The organism is Streptomyces sp. NPDC060205 (assembly GCF_042728395.1).
Classification (GTDB): domain Bacteria; phylum Actinomycetota; class Actinomycetes; order Streptomycetales; family Streptomycetaceae; genus Streptomyces.
In genome coordinates, this window is the sequence record NZ_JBHWZP010000063.1 from 1 (window position 1) to 20688 (window position 20688).

At 70.7% G+C, this 20688-nt stretch carries 16 protein-coding genes; 8 read left to right on the forward strand and 8 right to left on the reverse strand.

What is annotated here, in order from left to right; all coding sequences use genetic code 11:
- Window positions 1-361 precede the first annotated feature (361 nt).
- On the reverse strand, window positions 362-1129 hold the full coding sequence (locus tag ACFWGJ_RS14020) for a TetR/AcrR family transcriptional regulator (RefSeq protein ID WP_381832568.1): 768 nt from the start codon (window positions 1127-1129) through the stop codon (window positions 362-364).
- A 115-nt stretch (window positions 1130-1244) separates the two neighbouring features.
- On the opposite strand from ACFWGJ_RS14020, the gene ACFWGJ_RS14025 reads away from it, so the two are divergent.
- The 3 genes from ACFWGJ_RS14025 (at window position 1245) to ACFWGJ_RS14035 (ending at window position 4869) form a co-directional block, all read left to right on the forward strand.
- The gene (locus tag ACFWGJ_RS14025) at window positions 1245-2291 is read left to right on the forward strand and encodes an ATP-binding cassette domain-containing protein (RefSeq protein ID WP_381832565.1); all 1047 of its coding nucleotides are present in this window, start codon (window positions 1245-1247) and stop codon (window positions 2289-2291) included.
- Window positions 2288-3139: an ABC transporter permease gene (locus tag ACFWGJ_RS14030; protein ID WP_387323563.1), complete on the forward strand. Its 852-nt coding sequence runs from the start codon at window positions 2288-2290 to the stop codon at window positions 3137-3139. The genes ACFWGJ_RS14025 and ACFWGJ_RS14030 overlap by 4 nt, the downstream gene beginning before the upstream one ends.
- A 179-nt stretch (window positions 3140-3318) precedes the next feature.
- Complete coding sequence (locus tag ACFWGJ_RS14035; protein ID WP_387323565.1) at window positions 3319-4869, forward strand: cellulase family glycosylhydrolase; 1551 nt, start codon at window positions 3319-3321, stop codon at window positions 4867-4869.
- Between the two features lie 120 nt (window positions 4870-4989).
- Here ACFWGJ_RS14035 and ACFWGJ_RS14040 read toward each other — a convergent pair whose 3' ends face one another.
- Both ACFWGJ_RS14040 and ACFWGJ_RS14045 read right to left on the reverse strand, forming a co-directional pair.
- Window positions 4990-8331, reverse strand: a complete 3342-nt coding sequence (locus ACFWGJ_RS14040; RefSeq protein WP_387323568.1) for a hypothetical protein — start codon at window positions 8329-8331, stop codon at window positions 4990-4992.
- 434 nt (window positions 8332-8765) lie between these two features.
- The gene (locus tag ACFWGJ_RS14045; RefSeq protein WP_387323571.1) at window positions 8766-9191 is read right to left on the reverse strand and encodes an ATP-binding protein; all 426 of its coding nucleotides are present in this window, start codon (window positions 9189-9191) and stop codon (window positions 8766-8768) included.
- Between the two features lie 177 nt (window positions 9192-9368).
- Between ACFWGJ_RS14045 and ACFWGJ_RS14050 the strand changes: the two genes are divergently transcribed.
- The 4 genes from ACFWGJ_RS14050 (at window position 9369) to ACFWGJ_RS14065 (ending at window position 11777) form a co-directional block, all read left to right on the forward strand.
- The gene (locus tag ACFWGJ_RS14050; protein WP_387323621.1) at window positions 9369-10238 is read left to right on the forward strand and encodes a helix-turn-helix domain-containing protein; all 870 of its coding nucleotides are present in this window, start codon (window positions 9369-9371) and stop codon (window positions 10236-10238) included.
- Window positions 10235-10420, forward strand: coding sequence for a DUF397 domain-containing protein (locus tag ACFWGJ_RS14055; protein WP_387323573.1), 186 nt, complete (start codon window positions 10235-10237; stop codon window positions 10418-10420). Before ACFWGJ_RS14050 ends, ACFWGJ_RS14055 begins: the two co-directional genes overlap by 4 nt.
- 69 nt (window positions 10421-10489) lie before the next feature.
- A complete protein-coding gene (locus ACFWGJ_RS14060) occupies window positions 10490-10675 on the forward strand; it encodes a DUF397 domain-containing protein (RefSeq protein WP_387323575.1) in 186 nt (61 codons plus the stop codon).
- 184 nt (window positions 10676-10859) lie between these two features.
- Entirely contained in the window at window positions 10860-11777 is a 918-nt protein-coding gene (locus ACFWGJ_RS14065; protein ID WP_387323577.1) for a hypothetical protein, read from the forward strand.
- 101 nt (window positions 11778-11878) lie between these two features.
- Here the strand turns inward: ACFWGJ_RS14065 and serC are convergent, their stop codons facing one another.
- The 5 genes from serC to ACFWGJ_RS14090 form a co-directional block, all read right to left on the reverse strand.
- Window positions 11879-12997, reverse strand: a complete 1119-nt coding sequence (serC, locus tag ACFWGJ_RS14070) for a phosphoserine transaminase (RefSeq protein ID WP_387323580.1) — start codon at window positions 12995-12997, stop codon at window positions 11879-11881.
- Window positions 12998-13162: 165 nt separating this feature from the next.
- Window positions 13163-14395 carry a cytochrome P450 gene (locus tag ACFWGJ_RS14075; RefSeq protein WP_387323584.1) on the reverse strand — a complete coding sequence of 411 codons (1233 nt, stop codon included), beginning with the start codon at window positions 14393-14395 and terminating at the stop codon, window positions 13163-13165.
- 27 nt (window positions 14396-14422) lie between these two features.
- Entirely contained in the window at window positions 14423-14779 is a 357-nt protein-coding gene (locus ACFWGJ_RS14080; protein ID WP_387323587.1) for a DUF742 domain-containing protein, read from the reverse strand.
- Window positions 14776-15240: a roadblock/LC7 domain-containing protein gene (locus ACFWGJ_RS14085; protein ID WP_387323589.1), complete on the reverse strand. Its 465-nt coding sequence runs from the start codon at window positions 15238-15240 to the stop codon at window positions 14776-14778. Before ACFWGJ_RS14085 ends, ACFWGJ_RS14080 begins: the two co-directional genes overlap by 4 nt.
- On the reverse strand, window positions 15237-17192 hold the full coding sequence (locus tag ACFWGJ_RS14090) for a sensor histidine kinase (RefSeq protein ID WP_387323592.1): 1956 nt from the start codon (window positions 17190-17192) through the stop codon (window positions 15237-15239). Before ACFWGJ_RS14090 ends, ACFWGJ_RS14085 begins: the two co-directional genes overlap by 4 nt.
- Window positions 17193-17746: 554 nt before the next feature.
- Between ACFWGJ_RS14090 and ACFWGJ_RS14095 the strand changes: the two genes are divergently transcribed.
- Window positions 17747-20665: an FAD-binding and (Fe-S)-binding domain-containing protein gene (locus ACFWGJ_RS14095; RefSeq protein ID WP_387323595.1), complete on the forward strand. Its 2919-nt coding sequence runs from the start codon at window positions 17747-17749 to the stop codon at window positions 20663-20665.
- The last annotated feature ends 23 nt before the right edge of the window (window positions 20666-20688 follow it).

Below are 20688 nucleotides of genomic sequence, written 5' to 3' on the forward strand. Positions count from 1 at the left end.
TCCCCGCGCCCCTAAAGCAGCAGGGGCCGACGCACGGACGTTGCTTAAGGGGCGCGGGGAACTGCGCGGCTCACCCCCACCGGCCCGCACCGACCGCACGACCCTCACCCCCACCCCCTAGGGGCGCGGGGAACTGCGCGACCAGCCACGACGCTCCCGCACGTCACAAACACCGTCACCCCCGCCCCCTAGGGGCGCGAGGAACGGCGCGGCTCACCCCCACCGGCCCGCACCGACCGCACGACCCTCACCCCCACCCCCTAAGGGGCGCGGGGAACTGCGCGACCAGCCCCCACCGGCCCGCACCCGACGCACTACCGTCCGCACCGTCCGCACCGTCCGCACCGTCCGCACCGTCCGCTCAGTCCGTGTCGCGGCGGCTGTCCACCAGTGCTGCCAGGCCGTCCAGGATTCGTTGGAGGCCGAATTCGAAGTGGTCGAAGTCCGTGCCGAAGGAGTCCTCCGAGAGTGCGGCCATCACGGGGTAGCGGCCGGTGGCCATGGCCTTCTCCAGGACCGGGTACTGGGCGGCCCAGAACTCCGCGTCCGTCAGACCTGTCGCCCGTTCGGCCTCCTGGGCGTACAGCTGGGTCCGCGCGGCCCCGGTGACGTACGAGTCGATCAGGATGACCGCCGAGACCAGCTCCGGGTCGCTCAGGCCCATGGGTTTGATGCGGGAGATCACTTTCTCCATGCCCCCGACGGCGCTGGGGCCGAGCACCGGGCGGGACTGGTTGGCCTTCAGCAGCCAGGGGTGGCGCCGGTAGAGGGCGAGGTTCTCGCGGCCCAGGGTCTCCAGGGCCGAGCGCCAGTCGTCGCCGTACACGGACGGGTCGTCGTCCGTGCGCTGGACGCGGTCCAGCATCAGGTCGAGCAGCTCGCCCTTGCCGGGGACGTACCGGTACAGCGACATCGTGCCGGTGCCCAGCTCCGTGGAGAGCCGGCGCATCGACACCGCTTCAAGACCCTCCGCGTCCGCGACCCGCACGGCCGCCTCCACGATCCGGTCGAGGCTGAGACCGGGCTTGGGGCCGCGGCTGGGACGCGGTCCCGTGTCCCACAGCAGGTGGAGCGTGCGGACGATGTCTCCGCTGCCGCTGGTGTCCATTCCGCCCGAGCCGCTTGTCATACGCCTCAGGATAGGCCCCCGCCCTAAAACTGAGTACGGCGTACTCTGAAAAGGGTACGGTGTACTCAGTTCGGCGAACTCCGGCGGACGTCACGGGTGGAGGAGTGCTGTGGGTGTGAGTGCCAGCGCGAGTGCGAGCGCGAGTGTGGGCGATTACGCGGTACGGGCCGAGGGGCTCGAAAAGAGGTACGGGGAGAAACGCGCCCTGGACGGCTTCGACCTGGCCGTACGGAAGGGCACGGTGCACGGCCTGCTCGGGCCGAACGGCGCGGGCAAGACCACCGCCGTCCGTATCCTCTCCACCCTGGTCCGGCTGGACGGGGGAAGCGCGCGGGTGGCCGGTCTCGACGTGGTCTCGCAGCCCCGGGAGGTACGGGCGCGGATCGGGCTCACCGGCCAGTACGCGGCACTGGACGAGGTGCTCACCGGCCGGCAGAACCTGGAGATGTTCGGGCGGCTGTTCCACCTCGGCGGGCGCCGGGCGCGGCTGCGCGCGACGGAACTGCTGGAGCAGTTCGACCTCACCGACGCGGCCGGCAAGGGAGTCGGCCAGTACAGCGGCGGGATGCGGCGGCGTCTGGACCTCGCCGCCTCGATGATCCTCACCCCGGCCGTGCTGTTCCTGGACGAGCCCACGACCGGGCTCGACCCCCGCGGGCGCGGCGAAGTGTGGGAATCCGTACGGGCGTTGGTCTCCGGCGGCACGACCGTGCTGCTGACCACGCAGTACCTGGAGGAGGCCGACAAACTCGCCTCGCACATCACCGTCATCGACCAGGGGCGGGCCATCGCGGACGACACCCCGGACGGGCTGAAGAACAGGGTGGGCGGTGACCGGATCGAGGTCGTCGTCGCCGAGCGGGCCGACATCGCGCGGGCGGTGAAGGTCGTCGCCCGCGTCTCGGACGGCGAACCGGAGTCCGACGAGAACGAGTCGAGGGTGCACGCGCCCGTCACCGACCGGGTCGCCGCGCTCACCGAGGTGGCGCGGACGCTCCAGGACGAGGGGGTGCGCGTGGAGGACATCGGACTGCGCAGGCCCAGCCTGGACGACGTCTTCATGCGCCTGACCGGCCACCGCACGGACGCCGGCACCGGCACCGGCACCGGCACCGACACCGGCACCGACACCGGCACCGACACGAAGGAGGTCGCGGCATGAGCGGCTTGAAAGAGGTGGCCGAGGTGGCCGAGGTGGCCGGCGTGCGGGTGCTTCGCGACCGCGGCCGTACCTACTGGGTGCTCGCCGACTGCTGGAACGTCGTCCGGCGCGGCCTCACCCACTACCAGCGCCAACCCATCAACATCGCCTGGCAGTTGGGCTTCCCGATCCTGTCCGTGCTGCTGTACGGATACGTCTTCGGCAGCGCGATGCAGGTTCCGGGCGGCGGCGACTACCGGGACTTCCTGATGCCGGGCATGTTCGTGATGACGATGGCCTTCGGGTTCATCAACACGGCGACACTGGTCGTGTACGACTCCACGAAGGGCGTCATCGACCGGTTCCGCTCCATGCCGATGTCGCCGTCCGCCGTCGTCGCCGGGCGCGGGCTCACCGATCTCATGGTGGCCTGCGCCGAGCTGACGATCCTGATGCTCACCGCGCTGGCCATGGGCTGGCGGCCGGACGGCGGCTTCGCCTTCCTGGGGGCCTTCGGGCTGCTGCTGTGGCTGCGGTTCGCGCTGATCTGGCTGGGAGTGTGGCTCGGCCTGCTCGTGCCCAACCCGGAGGCGGCCGGCGGTCTGTTCGCGGTCGCGTTCCCGCTGACGATGATCTCCAGCATCTTCGTCGCGCCGCAGCTGATGCCCGACTGGCTGGGCCACGTGGCCGCCTGGAACCCGATCTCGTCGACGGCGGCGGCCACCCGCGAACTGTTCGGCACGCCGGTCGGCGGCGGTGACACCTGGATCGAGCAGCACGCGCTGCTGATGGCGGCGGTGTGGCCGGTGATCCTGACGCTGGTCTTCGTTCCCCTGGCGGTACGGAGGTTCCAGAAGCTCAGCAAGTGAAGGGGTGCCGGCTGTATGGCGTCGTGCGGTGTCCGGGAGCCCGAGTGTCCCGAATGCCGCACGACTCCTTGACGTGTCCACGCGCAATGCCTTCCATGGGGGAGCGTGGTGGGGTGGGAGCGCTCCCACCGCGTTCCGGGCCCGCGCCTTCCCGATCTCCCCCGAGAGGAAGCAGCGACATGTTTCGCAGCTTGCGAAGAGCGCTGGGTGCTGCCGTCGTGGCGCTCCTGCTACCGCTGTCCGGTGTCCAGGCCGCGCACGCGGACACGGCGGCCGTCGTGCAGTCCGCCGCCAAGGCCGCCGCCCCCGGAGCCGGTTACTGGCACACCAGCGGCCGGCAGATCCTGGACGCCGCAGGACAGCCGGTACGGATCGCCGGCATCAACTGGTTCGGCTTCGAGACGTCCAACAACGCCGTCCACGGACTCTGGGCCCGCGACTACAAGAGCATGATCGACCAGATGAAGTCGCTCGGCTACAACGCCATCCGGCTGCCCTACAGCGATGACATCCTCAAGAGCGGTGCCGTCGCCAACAGCATCGACTTCTCCGGCGGCAAGAACGCCGACCTCCAGGGGCTCTCGCCCCTCCAGATCATCGACAAGCTCGTGGCGTACGCGGGGCAGGACGGTCTGAAGGTCATCCTGGACCGGCACCGGCCGGACGCGGCGGGCCAGTCGGCGCTCTGGTACACCGCGGCGGTCCCCGAGACGACCTGGATCACCAACCTCAAGGCTCTCGCGGCCCGTTACAAGGGCAACCCCACGGTGATCGGCATCGACCTGCACAACGAGCCGCACGATCCCGCCTGCTGGGGCTGCGGCGACACGACGAGGGACTGGCGGCTCGCCGCCCAGCGCGCCGGGAACGCGGTCCTGTCCGCCAACTCCGAACTGCTGATCTTCGTGGAGGGCGTGCAGACCGTCGACGGCGTGTCGGGCTGGTGGGGCGGCAATCTGATGGGGGTCGCGCAGTACCCCGTACAGCTCGACGTCCCGAACCGGGTCGTCTACTCCGCCCACGACTACGCCACCAGCGTGGCCCAGCAGAGCTGGTTCAGCGATCCGTCCTTCCCCGCCAACATGCCGGGCGTCTGGGACAAGTACTGGGGCTACATCTTCAAGCAGAACATCGCCCCGGTGTGGGTCGGCGAGTTCGGTACGACCCTCCAGTCGGCCGTCGACCAGAAGTGGCTCGCGGCGCTGGTGAGCTACCTCCGCCCGACCGGCACGTACGGCGCCGACAGCATCTCCTGGACCTTCTGGTCGTGGAACCCCAACTCCGGTGACACGGGCGGCATCCTGAAGGACGACTGGACGAGCGTGGACACGGTCAAGGACGGCTACCTCGCGAGCGTGAAGGCGCCGGGCTTCCCGGCGGAGGGCGGCGGAAGCGACCCCGGCGACCCCGGTGATCCGGGAGGCGGCACGGCCGCCTGCACCGCCGCGTACACCGTCAGCAGCGACTGGGGCGGCGGCTTCAACGCCGAGGTGAAGGTGACCAACACCGGCACGACCGCGCTCAAGTCCTGGAAGACGACCTGGACCTGGCCGGGCGCCCAGAAGGTCACGAGCATGTGGAACGCGTCGTACACGCAGAGCGCCGCGACGGTGACGGCCGTCAACGCCGACCACAACGGGACGGTCGCGGTGGGCGGTTCGGCGAGCTTCGGGTTCGGGGGAGCGCCCGGTGGCGGGGGTACGCCTTCGGTGAGCTGCACGGCGACCTGAGCCGCACGGCTGCCCGCGTTACGTGAGGAAAGGGCGCCCGGTGAATTACCGGGCGTCCTCGGAGACGTATATCGAATATGTTCCCTGCGTCGACGGGATCTGTTGTCAGGGGGTCTGCTGTCAAGGGGAGACGCCGAAGTCGGCAAGCTTCCAGACGCGCACAGTGCCGTCTTCGCCGGCCGTGGCCATCAGTCTTTCGTCATGGCTGAAATCGATGGAACTGACCGATGCCGTGTGTCCGTAGAGCGTGGCCAATCGGGTGGGGGCGACGATGCCGCTGCCGACCTCGAAGAGGCGCACGTCGCCGTGCGGCTCCGCCACTGCGAGCAGCCTCCCGCTGGGACTGAACGCTGCCGCGGTGGCGGGACCGAACTCGTGCTCCAGGCGCTCCACTCCGCCGGAGCCGTAGGACACGAGATAGCCGCCCAGAAAATCGATCAAGGCGAGGCGGTGATACCGGGGGCACGTGATGATCTTCAACTTGCCAAAGTCATGATCACCGCTGCGGGAGGTCGCGGTGGTGAGAATGTCCGAGGTCGGCCATCCACGCCGTCGGGTGAGCGCGGGGGTCTCGAAGAGAGTCATGTCGAGTTCGTAACCCGCTGTGACAAGGCTGTCGTTGTGCAGGAACTCCGCAGCGTAGGTCCCGTTCTCCCCCGCGTCGAATCGGGACGGCTTGCTGATACGGCCGGCGTCAGTCATCCTCCACAGGTAACCCTGGTCTTCCAATGTCCCTGCGATGTGGTCTCCCTTGTGCATGGCGGCGACTGTTGCCTCTACATCCCCCTCATCCCAGGAGAACTGGTCGGATACTTTCCCGCCGTATTCCATATCCCTCAGTTGCATGGCTCCCGGCATGGCCACCGCCAGGTATCTGCCATGCCGGTGGAACACCACATCGGAACTGGCGTACGAGCCGGCCCCGTCCCCTTCGTGCAGCGGGGACGGCTCGTACGAGCTGTCCCCGTTCCACAGCCACAGGGTTCCGTCCGCCGCTACGACGGCGAGCTCGTGAGGGTTGCCGGGCCGGAAGGCCACTCCTGTCATGCGCATCATCTCGGGGTTGTGGAAGACGCCCCGGCTTCGGTCATGGCGTCCGATGAGCCCGCCCGCCGCCAGGGTGAGGACACCTCCCGCGCCGACGGCCAGCACCACGCGACGGGTGATCTCCTTCCTTTGATCGGCGGGTGGGGCCGACCGGTCGGGGGCGTAGGTCGGCTGCCCGGCCAGGGCTTCCTGGAGCCTGATGTGCCGGAACTGGTAGACGCCTGCCGACTGGCGCAGCAGTTCTCGCTGCCGGGCGTCGGCGAGGAACGTCATCAATCGCCAGGGCAACTTGCCGCGTGCAGCAAGGTAGCTCCTGGTCAGGACGAACCGCGGCCAGGCTCTGGGCAGCAGTACGAGGAGCGCGAACGCGGCGCCGGGGAGCAGCACGGCCAGGCCGAGCATCGAGATCGGTCCGCCGGTGCTGAACCAGTCGCGCAGGGTACGCCATCTGACCTCGGCGAGCTCGTCCATCGCTCCATGGCCGGGCCATCCCGCTCCGTAGGTGAGCACGCGGAACACCACATCACCGAGCAGCACTCCGGCATACCACCCGGCCAGACCTGTCGCGGCTACGACGAGGCCCGACGTCAGGGCCCCGGTGAGTGAGGAGACCCGGTCCTGCCGCAGCAGGGACCGGGGACTGACCCGGCTCGCCCGGGACGGCGGTGCGCTGAGCCAACTGTGCGCGGCGAGCGACATTCCCAGCACGCAGGTCAGGGACAGACAGACCATGAGCATCTCGGCGCAGAACTGGGCGGCTTCGAGGTTGCCCGGGCCGCCCAGCTCGGACAGGACGACGTATCCGGAACCGGCCAACATCAGGGGCGCCACGGATACCGCGCTCAGCGCGGCTCCGTTGCCGAAGCCCCGGCGGAGCCGTCCCAACGCCCCCTGCGCCGACACCGTCAGCCGGCCGGGCGGCCGCACCGAGGCGGCGTACCACACGATGTAGGACAACAGAGCGAAACCGCCGCCGATGATCAGGGCCGTCAGAAGAGTTACCGCCTGCCCGTCGAAATCGACGATGCCCAGTGCCGTGTTCCACACGAAGGAGAACAGAGCCAGTACCACCCCCAGGCCGATGCCGACGGCCGGTCCCATCCACCGGGAGAGCAGATGGTCACTCATCCGCCACCACGCCAGGTCCCGCTCCCGATGGTCGTGCAGATAGCAGGCCAGGAACGTCAGCCAGCCCCGCGCCTGCTCCGCGGTCCACCGTTGCCGCGGTCGACCTCTACCGGGCAGCCCGGGAACAGGGCTGTACGCGGCGTCCACGAGCTGGTGGATGACATGGTCCTCCACCGCGAACTGGCAGTCGAAGCGTGCTGGATCCAGCAGTTCCGCCGGATCCTGGGCGCTGTGTTGGTAGACAAGGCGGACCGACGTCACCATGAGCGGAGTGGACAGCGCGGTCGCCAGGTGGCCGCCGGGATCGGTCCGCAACCGGTCGAACACGGGGGTCCAGTCGGTGGCGTTCGGCCACGGCACGGCTTCCAGGTAGCCGATGGCGTCCTCGGGCGGCACGGGCGACACCTCGATGACCGGTGCGCGGCGCAGGGTGGGGGCGCCGCCCCGGATGAGGTCCTCGTACTCGGTGGCACGACAGGTGACCACGACGGGGCGGTCGTCACCGATCGCGTGGTTGAGGCCCCGGACGGCGCTGCGGCGGGCCGATTCGGGGATCTCGTCGAGCCCGTCGAGGATCGGGAGCAGCAGGCCATGGCTCAGCATGATGCGGGGGATCTCCAGGCGGCCGTCATAGTGGGAGGCGGCGAGGGACCGCGCGATCCAGTCGTCCAGCCGTTCGCGCACGGGATCCCAGGTGGAGGCGGACAACATGACGGGTACGGGATCGCCGGGCTGTCGTGCGTCGAGCAGTCCCAGAGTGAGCAGCAGTGCCAGTACGGTCTTGCCCGCGCCCGGTTCACCGATGGTGACCAGTCGTCTCTGCGGCAACCCTTGGTACGCCGTGGCCAGTTGAGCGGTCACCGCTGAGAAGACCCCTTGCAGTCGGCCGTCGAGCCGCAGCCGTACGGTTCTGCCTCCCGGCGGGTCGGCGACGGGGCGACGGGTCGCCGCCCAGGCCAGGGGCAGAACCTGGGGATTGTGCAGCCCGCGAGCCTGTGACTCTTCCCGCCACTGCGCCCGGAGACTGTCTGCCAGGTCGTCCGCGCATGCGGCAGGGCTGGGCGGGGCGGGTTGCTGCAACACGAGGTCGGCGAGGGCCACCAGCAGCGATGCGATGCCGGCGATGAGTCCGAGGACCGCGACCGGGTCGTCGGCGTCGGCGTCCTTGCCGCCGAAGTCCGTCGTCATGAACCAGACTGCGAATCCGATGCACGCCGTACCGATGACGGCCAGGACCGCGTCACGGATGATGCGGTGGCGGTTGCGCCGCGTCGAGAGCTGGGTCACTCGGCCATGCTGATTCCCTCCTGGAACCGAAGGGAACTCCTGCCCGCTCGGCCGGGTGACCCCCTGGAGAGTTCCTCTACAGCCATCGTCCGTGTGGTAGGCCGAGGGCGTCAGGGGCCTGGTGGGCGGTCGCCCGCACCCTTTCTGGATCTCGGCGCACGAGCACGTACAGCCGGACCATGTCGTCCTCGGCCTGCCGGGGCGGGTGCGGGGCCCGGAGGCGGTCCGGGCGCTTCCAGCAATCTTCTTCAGCCAGCAACGGCGGGTAGCGGCCGGTCAGTCGATGGCGTCTGGACCAGCGGCGCCAGCGGGCGTCGTGGGGGCTGGGGAGTCGCCACACGTAGGGGTCCGGCGCTCTCACCTCACGCGCGAGGTCCCAGTCGCCGGCCTCGGGGCGGTGGGGACGCGGTCGGCTGCCCAGGCGGGCGACCGCGTCACGAAGGAACCGGAACACGGTCCCCCGCCGGCTTCTCCGCGAGCGTGAACCGGGCCCACACGCTCTTCGTGTACGGGCCCTGCCGGTACCCCCAGGAGTCGGCCGACGCCTCCACCAGCGCGAGGCCGCGGCCGCTCTCCTGGTCCGGGGCCGAGTCGCGCGGGCGGGGGAGTCCGTCCCGGTCCGGGTCGGAGACCGCCAAGACCAACTCCGGTCCGTCGAGCGTGAGCGTGATCCGGATGCGGGCGCAGGGCACTCGGCAGTGCGTCACGGCGTTGGTGGCGAGTTCGTTCGCCGACAGGGTGACCGCGTCAGCGAGTTCGCCGGTGACGCCCCAGCCCGCGAGGGTCTTGCGGACGCGTTGGCGGGCGGCGGGGATGTGGCTTTTGTGGCGGGGGATGCGGAAGGTTTCGGTCTCGGGCATGGGGGTGCCGTACTCCCTGATGTGTCGTCAAGATGCGGAACTGAACACCTCTGCTTTGCATGAGCGTAGGGCGGCAAGAAGTCGACTCGCAATCGATAGGGGTGCATGTAAGCACCTGGATGTATGTTCGATCGAGATATGCCCTACAGTTTCGTCGCGACAGGAGAGGGGGCCGGGATGCCCGTAGCGGGACGGCCGACGGTGCGCAGCAGGCGACTTGGCGCTGCGCTCAAGACCTACCGGCTGGCGGCGAAACTGGACCAGCTGCAGTCCGCCGAGGTGATCGCGGCCCACCAGACCAGGGTCAGTCGCATCGAGACCGGGCATGTGTCCGCCCGACCGCTCGAAATCCGGGCGCTGCTGGATGCGTACGGGGTACGCGACCTCGAAGTCCGCCAAAAACTTGAGGAGTTGGCCCGACAGTCGAAGCGACGGGGCTGGTGGCTTGAGCATGCCGCGCATCTGCGGCCGGACTACGTCGATCACATCGCGTTGGAGGACGACGCGACCTACATCCGGGAGTGGCAGCCGGTCATGATTCCGGGGCTGCTGCAAACTGCGGCTTACGCGGAAGCGGTGATCGCGGCCAGTCCTCACTGCATCGAGCCGGAACGGGCCGCCCAGTTGGTGAAGGTGCGTGCGGGGCGACAGGCGAAGATCGAGGAGGGTGGCGCGTCATACACGGCTATCGTCTGGGAAGCGGTACTCGCACACCCGCTGGTGAGCGTCGACATTCACCGCGATCAGTTGTCCGCTGTTCTTGAGATCGGAAAGCGGAAGAACGTCACTGTGCAGGTGCTGCCGTTCAGCGCGGGCGTCCTGGCCGGTTACTCCTCTGCCTTCTCCTCCTTCAGTTTCGACGAGGAGCCGACGGTCGAGGCCGTTGCCATGGACAATCTGCGAGGCGCATCGGTCCTTGAAGGAGCCGAGGATCTCGCCGCTTACGCCAATGCATACGACCTACTACGATCGTCAGCGTTGACGCCTGACGCGAGCGTGACGCTCATCCGGGGCATACTGCGGAGCTTGAAGGAAGACACATCGTGACCGAGGTCATAAGCCCCTTCTGGAAGTCGTCGTACTCGGGCGCGGAGAACGCCTGCGTCGAGGTCGCCGACACGGCCGTCGGCGGTCGGGCGGTCCGCGACAGCAAGCAGCCGGAATCGGACGCCCCTCTCCTCACTGTCTCCCGCGAGAGCTGGCACGCGTTTCTGCAACAGTTCTGCTAGCGGACTGGCACGGGAGATGAGCGCGCGACTCATCCGGGGCGTACTGCGGAGCTTGAAGGAAGTCGCATCGTGACCGAGGACATAGGCCCTTTCCGTAAGTCGTCGTACTCGGGCGCGGAGAGCAACTGCGTCGAGGTCGCCGACTCGGCCGTCGGCGGTCGGGCCGTCCGCGACAGCAAGCAGCCGGAATCGGACGGCCCCCTGCTCACCGTCTCGCGCGAGAGCTGGCACGCGTTCCTGCGGCATCTCGGCTAGGCCGTTCCGCGTGGCTGCAGGCAGGCAGAGGACTGCCCCCGTCCGCCCGGCAGTCCTGGCCATGCGCGTCGGCTGACTGGCGCAGCGCGATTACGCCACCCTGACGTGTCCCGGTATGACAGCTTCCGTGCCACGCTGACGCATTCACAGCACCTTCGACGACACGACACGAAGGGGACAGCTCATGCCATGGGAGGCGCTCAACCAAGAACTGGTACGCCTGAAAGCAAACTTCAAGCCCGGGGCACCGTACTGGCTGGTGCAGTGGAAGGAGGACAGCTTCTCGGCGCACCCGGCGTTCCTGGACTCGCAGCGAGCTTCCGATGACTTCGCGGCCATGGTGGGCGGCGACGTCAATGTCCTGCACAAGAAGCGGGTGGTGACCAACGGGTGGCTGGCGCAACAGATGCAGACGGTGTACAAGGCGCTCGGTGGAACTGCCGCGCAGTACACCGACGTGAGCGACAAGATCCGTCTCCTGCGCCACTGGGATGGTGCCACGAAGATGGGCGTCTACCTCGGCGCCCAAAAGATCCTTCAGGATGCCGGTGCATTCGCCGTTGAACAAAAACCCACCACCTGCGCGGACTTCGTGCACGCGCAAGCCGCGTACCTGGCCGTCGGTCAGTCGCTGCCGCCGAACACGTACGTGTCCGGCGGTGACCAGCCGGAGCTGTTGAGGCGGTACCGCGTGGCGCTGGAGGCGGCGGGCATGGCGCAGCCCCTGCACATCGGAGACGAGAGCGTCTGGGCTGCCCACAGCCTCCCCTTCGCCGAGACACTGAAACAGCAATCGGGGAAGCTCACCTTCGGCAGCCCGCAGGCGGTCGTCGAGCACGCCCTCAAGCACCTGCCCCACAATGCGGGCGATCTGTCGGGGGAAGCGGGCGAGCAGCGGATACGCAGCCTCGTCGACGGCTATCTCACCGAGGCCACTGCCAAGATCCGCAATACCGATGCCGCGGCGGTCACCAGCGCACTGGACCAGTGCGCAGGCAGCCGCACGTACTACTTCGGCGCGGGGGCGGAGGTGGCGATGGTCGCGGTGAGCCGCACCGGTCTGGCCTGGATCAGCACCTACTACGCGCCGGGCCGGAGCTGAGCGGCTCAAGAGCTCAAGAACCCGTCCCCGGACGATGACGGGGGCGCCCGGTGGTGTCCGGGCGCCCCCATCGGCGTACGAGAAGTTCTACGCGGAGAAGGTCAGAGCTTCTCGATCACGTAGTCGATGCACTTCGTGAGCGCTTCGACGTCCGACGGGTCGATCGCCGGGAACATCGCCACGCGGAGCTGGTTGCGGCCGAGCTTGCGGTAGGGCTCGGTGTCGACGATGCCGTTGGCGCGCAGGACCTTGGCGACGGCCGACGCGTCCACGTCGTCCGAGAAGTCGATCGTGCCGATGACCTGCGAGCGCTTGGCCGGGTCGGTGACGAACGGGTTCGCGTACTTGACGTCCTCGGCCCAGCCGTAGAGCGTGCGCGAGGAGGTCGCCGTGCGGCGGACCGACCAGTCGAGGCCGCCCTCGCCGTTGATCCACTCCAACTGGTCGTTGAGGAGGAAGAGGGTCGCGAGCGCCGGGGTGTTGTACGTCTGGTTCTTGCGGGAGTTGTCGATCGCCGTGGGGAGCGAGAAGAACTCCGGTACGTGGCGCCCGCTCGCGTGGATGCGCTCGGCGCGCTCGATCGCGGCCGGGGAGAAGATGCCGATCCACAGGCCGCCGTCCGCCGCGAACGACTTCTGCGGGGCGAAGTAGTAGACGTCCGTCTCCGCGATGTCGACCGGGAGGCCGCCCGCGCCGGAGGTGGCGTCCACGAGGACGAGGGAACCGTCGTCGGCGTTCGCGACCCGCTTGATGGGGGCGGCGACACCGGTGGAGGTCTCGTTGTGGGTGAGGGCGTAGACGTCCACGCCGGACTGGGCCACCGCCTCCGGGTGCGTACCCGGCTCGGAGGTGATGACGTCCGGGTCCGCCAGCCACGGCGCCAGCTTGGCGGCCTTGGCGAACTTCGACGAGAACTCGCCGAACGTCAGGTGCTGCGACTTGTTCTCGATCAGTCCGTGGGTCGCCACGTCCCAGAACGCGGTGGAGCCGCCGTTGCCGAGGACGACCTCGTATCCCTCGGGGAGCGAGAAGAGGTCGCTCACACCTTCGCGGACCTTCCCCACGAGGTTCTTGACCGGGGCCTGGCGGTGGGATGTGCCCATCAGGGACGTGCCGGTTGCGGCCAGCGCGCTGAGCGACTCCGTTCGCACCTTGGAGGGGCCCGCGCCGAAACGGCCGTCGGCGGGCTTGAGGTCTGCGGGGATCTGGATATCAGCCACAACGGGAGCGTAGCCGTTCCCGGAAACGTGGGTGAAACGTCGTCCGTCGGATGAGACACCGGGGGGTGGGGAAGGGCCGGTTTTCGCCCCCGCCGCCCTTACCCTCCCCGTCACTGCATGGGGGGCTCCGCCCCCTCGCCCCCTCTTGCGCAGTTCCCCGCGCCCCTAGGTGCCCCGCGGCGCCGTTGGCGTGAAGCGGACCGGGAGGGTGGTCAGGCTGCCCAGCCAGGGGGAGGGGCGGCGGGTCAGGGAGCCGGCCGGGACCGCGAGGTCGAGGTCGGGGAGGCGGTCCAGGACCACCTCGATCGCCGTGCGCGCGACCACCTCCGCGATCTCCTGCGCCGGGAACGGACACCGGTGCTCCCCGTGCCCGAACGAGAAGTGCGCACCGTTCCCACCGGTCAGGGCCGTCCCGTGGGTGCGTACCTGCGGATCGTGGTTCGCGGCCTGGACACCGAGGAGCAGCAGATCCCCCGCGCGGACGGCCCGCCCGCCGAGCCGGGCGTCGCGCGACGCCCAGCGGCCGGCCACGGTCCGGGTGGGCGTGTCCTCCCACAGGACCTCGTTCATGGCCTCGGCGACACTGCGCCGCCCGCCGAACAGCGACGCGGCGAATCGGTCGTCCGTCAGCATCAGCCGCAGCGAGTTGCCGATCCAGCCCGCGGTCGGCTGCTGGCCCGCGGTCAGCATGACGATCAGATCCTTGGCGATCTCCTCGTGCGTCAGCGCGGGCCCCGCCGCCGTGCGCCCGGCGGCGAGCATGCGGCTGACCACGTCGTCCGCGGGCCGCGCCGCCCGGTCCGCCACCAGCCGCGCCATGCACGCGGCCACGTGCAGCTGCCCCGCGTGGGCGTCCTCGCGCCCGTCGACCATGTCGTTCATGGCGGCGACCAGGCCCGGCCCCTGCTCGTCGGCGAATCCGTAGAGGGCCGCGAGGACCCGTACGGGAAGCAGGTCCGCGTACCGCGCGACGAGGTCCGTCGTGCCGTCGGCGCACACCGCGTCGATCAGCTCGTCGGCGAGCCGTTCGGTGTGGGCGCGCAGCTCGAACGGGTCGACGGCTTCGAGGGCGCCGCCGATCACCGCCACGCGCGCGCGGTGGCGTGGGCCGACGGTGTGCAGGACGGAGGAGTGCCCGCGCCCGATCATCGGCAGCAGCGGCCAGCCGTCGGGGACACGTTCCCACTGGTTCCAGAGGCCGGAGTCCCGGCTGAACAGCACGGCGTCCCCGGTGACCTGGTGCAGCTCGCGGTAGCCGAGGACGAGCCACGCCGGGATGTCCGCGTCGAGCAGCACCGGGGCCACCGCGCCGAACTCGCGCCGCAACTCCCGGTACAGGGCGGCGGGTTCGGCGGACAGGAACCGGGGACCATCGAGGCGTACGGGGTCGGGGTTCACCGGGCCGTCTCCCGGGCGTCAGAGGCTTCAGAGGTTGCGGAGTCCAACGAGCACCTGTTCCAGGATGTGGGGATCGGGCCGGCCGCCGAGCTCGGCCCTGCGGGGATGGCGGGCGCTGACGCGGCCCTCGGCGAGCAGGTCGCAGAGCAGGATCTTCGTGATGGTGACCGGCAGCCGGAGCTCGGCGGCGACCTCGGCGACGGCGGTGGGCCGCCCGGTGAGGCGCAGGATCGCCGCGTGCTCCGACTGCATGCCGGGCACCGGATCGGATTCGGCGACGACCAGCGTCAGCAGGTCGAAGGGCGTGCCGGGCGCGGACCGGGTACGCCCCTGGGTGAGGGTGTAGAGCCGGTCGGGCGCGTCGTCCCTGCCCGGGCGGCTCATGGCCGGCGTGGTGGCGCGCTCAGGTGTCCGTCGAGTTGCTCCACGAGCTGGCCCATGTTGTGCCCGACGAGCCCGGTGTCGGCGTCCTCGGTCGTGACCAGGGCCAGGTGCGCGCCCTCGCCCGCCTCCACGATGAACAGGATCCCGCCGTAGAACTCGGTCATCGCCGACCGTACGTCCCCGGTGCCGTCCCCGAACTGGAGCGAGGCCCCGTGGGACAGCGCCTGGATCCCGGCGGCGATGGCGGCGAGGTGGTCGGCCTGGTCGACGGAGAGTTCCGGGGTGCTGCACAGCTTGAGGCCGTCCCGGGAGAGGACGAGCGCATGCCGGGCTCCCGGGGTGCGCGCCAGCAGCCCCTGTACGAGCCAGCCGAGCTTTTCCTCGGTCGTCGACGCGGAGAAGGTGGCCGGGGTGGCCGAGGTGGTGTCGGTCGCCGAGGTGATGCCGGTGTGGACGGTCATGACGTGGGTTCGCCTTCCGGGTGGGGGGTGGCAGGGCTCGTACGGGGCTGTACGGGCTCGTCCGCCGGAGGGCGGCGCACGGCTTGGCGGAAACTGTTGAAACGGTTGGCGCGGTTCATCACGTCGTCGGGGGTGGGGTGGGCGTGGTCCGGCCGGGCCTCAGCCGCGGCTTCCGCGCCGGCTTCACTTGCGCCTACGCCTGCGCCTGCGCTTGCGGCCTCGGCTTCGGCTTCGGCGAGGGTGCGCCCGCGGTGACGCCTCGGGAGCAGTTCGGCGTGATCGGCGTGGTCGGCCTCATCGGAGTGGCTGGAGTGGCTGGAGTGGTCGGGATGGCCGGTGGGCCTGGGCCGGAAACCGTGGGCCGGAACCGGCTCCGGGTCCAGGTCGGGGACCGCGTGGGAGGCGGCGTACGACCCGTGCGAGCCGGACCAGGGGAACGCCTCCGGATCCTCCGGGTCGCTCCAGGGCCCGGGGCGCGGCCCGGGGAAGGGCGACGAGGACCCTCGTACGACGGGGGCCGCCGTGTCGGCCGCGCCCGTCGCGCCCGTCGCGCCGGCCGTGTCGGCCGGTTCGGGGATCGGGTACGGGGTCTGCACGGGGGCCGGGGCAGGGGCCGAGGGTGAAAAGGGTGCCCGGAACGGCGGCGGTGACGAGGCAGGTGTGAAGCCCGTGAAGCCCGGCCCGGAGGGCGGTACGGAGGAAGCGGAGGCGGAAGCAGGGGCGGAAGCGGAAGCAGGGGTTGTCGCCGTCGCCGTCGCCGTCGTGGTCGGCGACGCCGGGGTCGCGAGGATCTCCTGCGGGATGCGGACCAGGACGCCCGTGCCGCCGCGCGCCGATGGGCGGAAGGAGACCGTCAGGCCGTACTTACGGGCGAGCAGGCCGACGACGGTGAGCCCGAGCCGGGCGCCGGTGAGGCCGCCGAGCCCCGTCTGCGTACCGGAGACGGCCTGTTCGGCGCGCCGGAGCTGGGCCTCGCCCATCACCAGGCCGCTGTCCTCCACGGAGACGATGACCCCGGCCGGTACCTCTTCCACGTAGACGTGCACCTCGGCCGTCGGCGGTGAGAAGTTCGCGGCGTTGTCGAGGATCTCGGCGAGCGCGTGCATCACGGCTTCGGCGGCGTGCCCGGCGACCGCCGCCTCGCTCGCCGAGTGGACGCGTACGCGCTGATAGCCGCCGATGCGGCCCATCGCGCCGCGCAGGATCGACTCCATGCCGATGGGCCGGGCCCAGCGGCGGCCGGAGCGTGCGCCCGTGAGGACGGCGACGGAGTCGGCGAGACGGCCCGCCTGCGCGGTGCGGTGGTCGAGGTGGAGGAGGTCGGCGAGCACGTCCTCGTCGGCGTGCCGCTCCTCCATGGCGCGCAGGTCGGCCAGCATGCTCGTGGCGAGGGCCTGGAGGCGGCCGGCGGTGTTGGCGGAGGCCGCGATCGCGGTGGCCCGGTCGGTTCTCGCCTGCCGCAACTCGTAGGTCACGCGCGCGTTCTCGGCGCCGAGCCGGGTGCGCTCCCGGTCGAGTTCGGCGGCGAGCCGCACCTTCTGGTGGGCGTTCTGCTCGGCGAGTCGCGCGCGTTCCCGGGTGAACTCGTCGGTGAGGCGGGCCTGTTCCCTGGCGGACTCCTCCGTGAGGGCGGCCTTCTCCTGGAGTAATCGGCCGGCGTCCTGGGAGACCGTTTCGAGACGGCGGAGGAGTAATCGTGAGGTCTGTGCGGCATGGCCGGCCACGGCAACGGCCGCGCACAGCAGGAGGAGGGCCGCGCCCAGGCCCCAGCCGAGGGGGACGCGCGCCTGAGCGGGAGCGAGGGCGACCGCGGCTCCGACGGCGAACCCGGCCGGTACGACCGTCAGGAGCGGAGCGAGGGCGACGGCACGCAGACGGGGTCGTGCGTCGCCGAGTTGTGCGAGGGACGGCCGATCTTTTGTGGGGCGCGCTTGCGAGGTGGGCGCGGTCATGAATCGTGTCCTCGGTCGTGTCCTGGGCGGGATGCGACACCTGGTGCTCAACTGGCGGTCACTATATGGGACTTCGTGATCGGAACGGGCACGTTCTGGCGCACTCTCACAATTCGTCCCCGATTCCCTGAGGAGCCGCCCCGGCGCACAACGGGGCGCACGAAACGCCACCCCCCGAGCGCCCCGCACAACCACGACACCGGTCAAGCGCAAGCCCCGCAAGGGGCGCGGGGAACGGCGCGAGCAACCACGACGGCGGACAGGCCGAAGTCGGGGGTGCAGGCCCCGTAAGGGGCGCGAGGAACGGCGCGCCCGGCCACGACGGCGGTGAAGCCGAAATCCGGGCGCAAGCCCCTAAGGGGCGCGGGGAACGGCGCGCCCGGCCACGATGGCGGGCAGGCCGAAATCCGGGCGCAAGCCCGTAAGGGGCGCGGGGAACGGCGCGCCCAGCCCCAACGGCGGGCCAGCCGAAGCACAGCCACCAGCACACCCCCACCCCGCGCCGCAGGCGCACACTCCCGCCCACCCCCGGAGGGCCATGCATGCTTGGCCACATGAGCGAAACGGATCAGGGCAAGCCGCAGCACAAGCCGCAACCGCTACTGCAGCGCGAGCTGAACGCAGCGCTGACCGACACCGTGCGCGGCGACGTCGAATTCGACGCAACCGCCCGAGCGCTCACCACCATGGACGCGTCCAACTACCGCCGCGTCCCCCTGGGCGTGGTGGCCCCGAGAGACGCCGACGACGTAGCGGCAACACTCTCCGCGTGCGCCGACCTGGCCGTACCGGTCGTGGCCCGAGGCGCCGGCACATCCATCGCCGGCCAGGCGACCGGCACGGGCGTGGTCCTCGACTTCACCCGCCACATGAACCGCGTCCTGTCCGTGGACGCAGACACCCGCACGGCCGTGGTGCAGCCGGGAGTCGTCCTGGACCGCCTCCAGGAGGCCTCCGCCCCGTACGGGCTGCGGTTCGGCCCCGACCCCTCGACCCACAGCCGCTGCACGCTCGGCGGAATGATCGGCAACAACTCCTGCGGCTCGCACTCGGTGGCCTGGGGCACGACGGCGGACAACGTAAGCGAACTCTCCGTACTCACCGCCCGAGGCGACCGCCTCCGCCCCGGCCCCGGCTGGGCGGGCGCACCGGACGGCCTGCGCGCGCTGGTGGAAGCCGAGTTGAAGACACTCCGCACCGGCTTCCCCGCCCTCCCGCGCCGCATCTCCGGTTACGCACTGGACGCGCTGCTCCCCGAACGCGGCGCGGACGTGGCCCGCCTCCTCTGCGGCTCCGAGGGCACCCTCGGCATCCTCACGGAGGCCGTCGTACGCCTCGTACAGGCACCACGCGCGCGTGCGCTCGCCGTCCTCGCCTACCCGGACGAGAGCGCGGCGGCGGAAGCGGCGGCCGGCCTGCTGCCCCACGGGCCGCTGACGGTGGAGGGGATGGCGGCCGACCTCGTACCCCCGGACGCGGACCTGCCCCGGGGCGGCGCCTGGCTGTTCGTGGAGACGGGCGGCGACACGCAGGCGCAGGCACGCGCGCGTGCCGAGGCGATCGCCCGCGCGGCGGACGTGACGGACTCCCTGGTCGTCACCGACCCCGCCGCCCAGCGCACGCTGTGGCGCATCCGCGAGGACGCCAGCGGCACGGCGACCCGCATGCCGGACGGCACGGAGGCCTGGCCCGGCTGGGAGGACTGCGCGGTGCCACCGGCCAGGCTGGGCGCGTATCTGCGGGACTTCAGGGGCCTGTTGGCGTCCCACGGGCTGCGCGGCGCGCCGTACGGCCACTTCGGGGACGGCTGCATCCACGTACGCATCGACTTCGACCTGCTGACCCCCGCCGGCGTGGGCCGCTTCCGCCGCTTCTCCGAGGAACTGGCCGAACTCGTCGTCTCGCACGGCGGCTCGCTGTCGGGGGAGCACGGGGACGGCCAGGCGCGGGCCGAACTGCTGCCGAAGATGTACGGGCCCGAGGCCGTCGCTCTCTTCGAACGGGTGAAGGACCTCTGGGACCCGGCCGGGCTGCTCAACCCCGGCATGCTGGTCAGGCCGCACCGGCTGGACGAGAACCTGCGGTTCGCCGTCCTCCCGCGCGAACCGGTGGACGTCGAGTTCGGCTACCCGGCCGACGGCGGGGACTTCTCGGCGGCGGTACGCCGCTGCGTGGGCGTCGCCAAGTGCCGCACCGAGTCGGCGCCGGGCTCCTCGGCCATGTGCCCCTCCTTCCGCGTCACCGGTGAGGAGGAGCACTCCACGCGGGGGCGCGCGCGGCTGCTGCACGAGATGCTGGCGGGCGAGGTGATCACGGACGGCTGGCGCTCCACGGAGGTACGCGACGCGCTGGACCTCTGCCTGTCCTGCAAGGGCTGCCGCTCGGACTGCCCGGTGGGCGTCGACATGGCCACGTACAAGGCGGAGTTCCTGCACCACCACTACGAGGGCCGCAGTCGGCCGGCGGCGCACTACGCGATGGGGTGGCTGCCGTTGTGGCTACGGCTGGTGGGCCGCACCCGTACGGCACGGCCGGTCAACTTCCTCGCCTCGGTCCGCCCGTTGGCGGCGCTCGCCAAACGGCTGGGCGGCATCGCGCCGGAGCGGGAGATCCCCCGGGTGGCGGGGGAGACGTTCAGCCGGTGGTGGGCCCGGGACGGCGGCGCGCGGACGGGGCCCGTGGAACCGCCGACGGATTCCGCCGCACCGAGGAGGGTGCTCCTGTGGCCGGACACCTTCACGGAACACCTCTCCCCGTCCGTCGGCAGGGCGGCCGTACGGGTCCTGGAGGCAGCGGGCCTGGACGTGACGCCGGTGACCGCCGACGGCCGACCGTCGTCCCGCGGCCCCGGCCCGGGGGTCTGCTGCGGCCTGACCTACGTCTCGACGGGCCAGCTGGACCGCGCCCGCACGGTGATGCGCCGCACGCTCGACCTGATGGACCCGCTCCTGGACCCGGCGTCCGCCTGCGGGCCCCCGCCCGTCGTCGTCCTCGAACCGAGCTGCGCGGCGGCCCTGCGGACGGATCTGCCGGAGGTGCTGCCCGGCGATCCGCGCGCGCGGCGCCTGGCGGCGGCGGTGGTGACGTTCGCGGAGGCGCTGGAACGCCACGCCCCGCACTGGACGCCCCCGCGGCTGGACCGCCCGGTCGTCGGCCAGACCCACTGCCACCAGCACGCGGTCCTGGGCGACGCCGCGGACCGCCGCCTGCGCGAGGCGGCCGGCCTGACCGGCGCCCTGGCGGGCGGCTGCTGCGGTCTCGCGGGCAACTTCGGCTTCGAGAAGGGCCACTACGAGGTCTCGACGGCCTGCGCCGAGGAACAACTGCTCCCGGCGATCCGAGAGGCCCCCGAAAACGCCGTACTCCTGGCCGACGGCTTCTCCTGCCGCACCCAACTGCACCAAACAGCAAGAACACAGGCCCACCACTTGGCAGAGATCCTGGCAGAAGCCCTACCAACTTCCGACAACTGAGTCCCACCCCCCAAGGGGCGCGG

Coding starts and splice junctions, on each gene's coding strand:
- ACFWGJ_RS14050 (WP_387323621.1), top strand. CDS start 9,369: ATGCCCGTAGCGGGACGGCCGACGGTGCGCAGCAGGCGACTTGGCGCT.
- ACFWGJ_RS14045 (WP_387323571.1), bottom strand. CDS start 9,191: ATGCCCGAGACCGAAACCTTCCGCATCCCCCGCCACAAAAGCCACATC.
- ACFWGJ_RS14090 (WP_387323592.1), bottom strand. CDS start 17,192: ATGACCGCGCCCACCTCGCAAGCGCGCCCCACAAAAGATCGGCCGTCC.
- ACFWGJ_RS14080 (WP_387323587.1), bottom strand. CDS start 14,779: ATGAGCCGCCCGGGCAGGGACGACGCGCCCGACCGGCTCTACACCCTC.
- ACFWGJ_RS14035 (WP_387323565.1), top strand. CDS start 3,319: ATGTTTCGCAGCTTGCGAAGAGCGCTGGGTGCTGCCGTCGTGGCGCTC.
- ACFWGJ_RS14095 (WP_387323595.1), top strand. CDS start 17,747: ATGAGCGAAACGGATCAGGGCAAGCCGCAGCACAAGCCGCAACCGCTA.
- ACFWGJ_RS14020 (WP_381832568.1), bottom strand. CDS start 1,129: ATGACAAGCGGCTCGGGCGGAATGGACACCAGCGGCAGCGGAGACATC.
- ACFWGJ_RS14085 (WP_387323589.1), bottom strand. CDS start 15,240: ATGACCGTCCACACCGGCATCACCTCGGCGACCGACACCACCTCGGCC.
- ACFWGJ_RS14030 (WP_387323563.1), top strand. CDS start 2,288: ATGAGCGGCTTGAAAGAGGTGGCCGAGGTGGCCGAGGTGGCCGGCGTG.
- ACFWGJ_RS14065 (WP_387323577.1), top strand. CDS start 10,860: ATGCCATGGGAGGCGCTCAACCAAGAACTGGTACGCCTGAAAGCAAAC.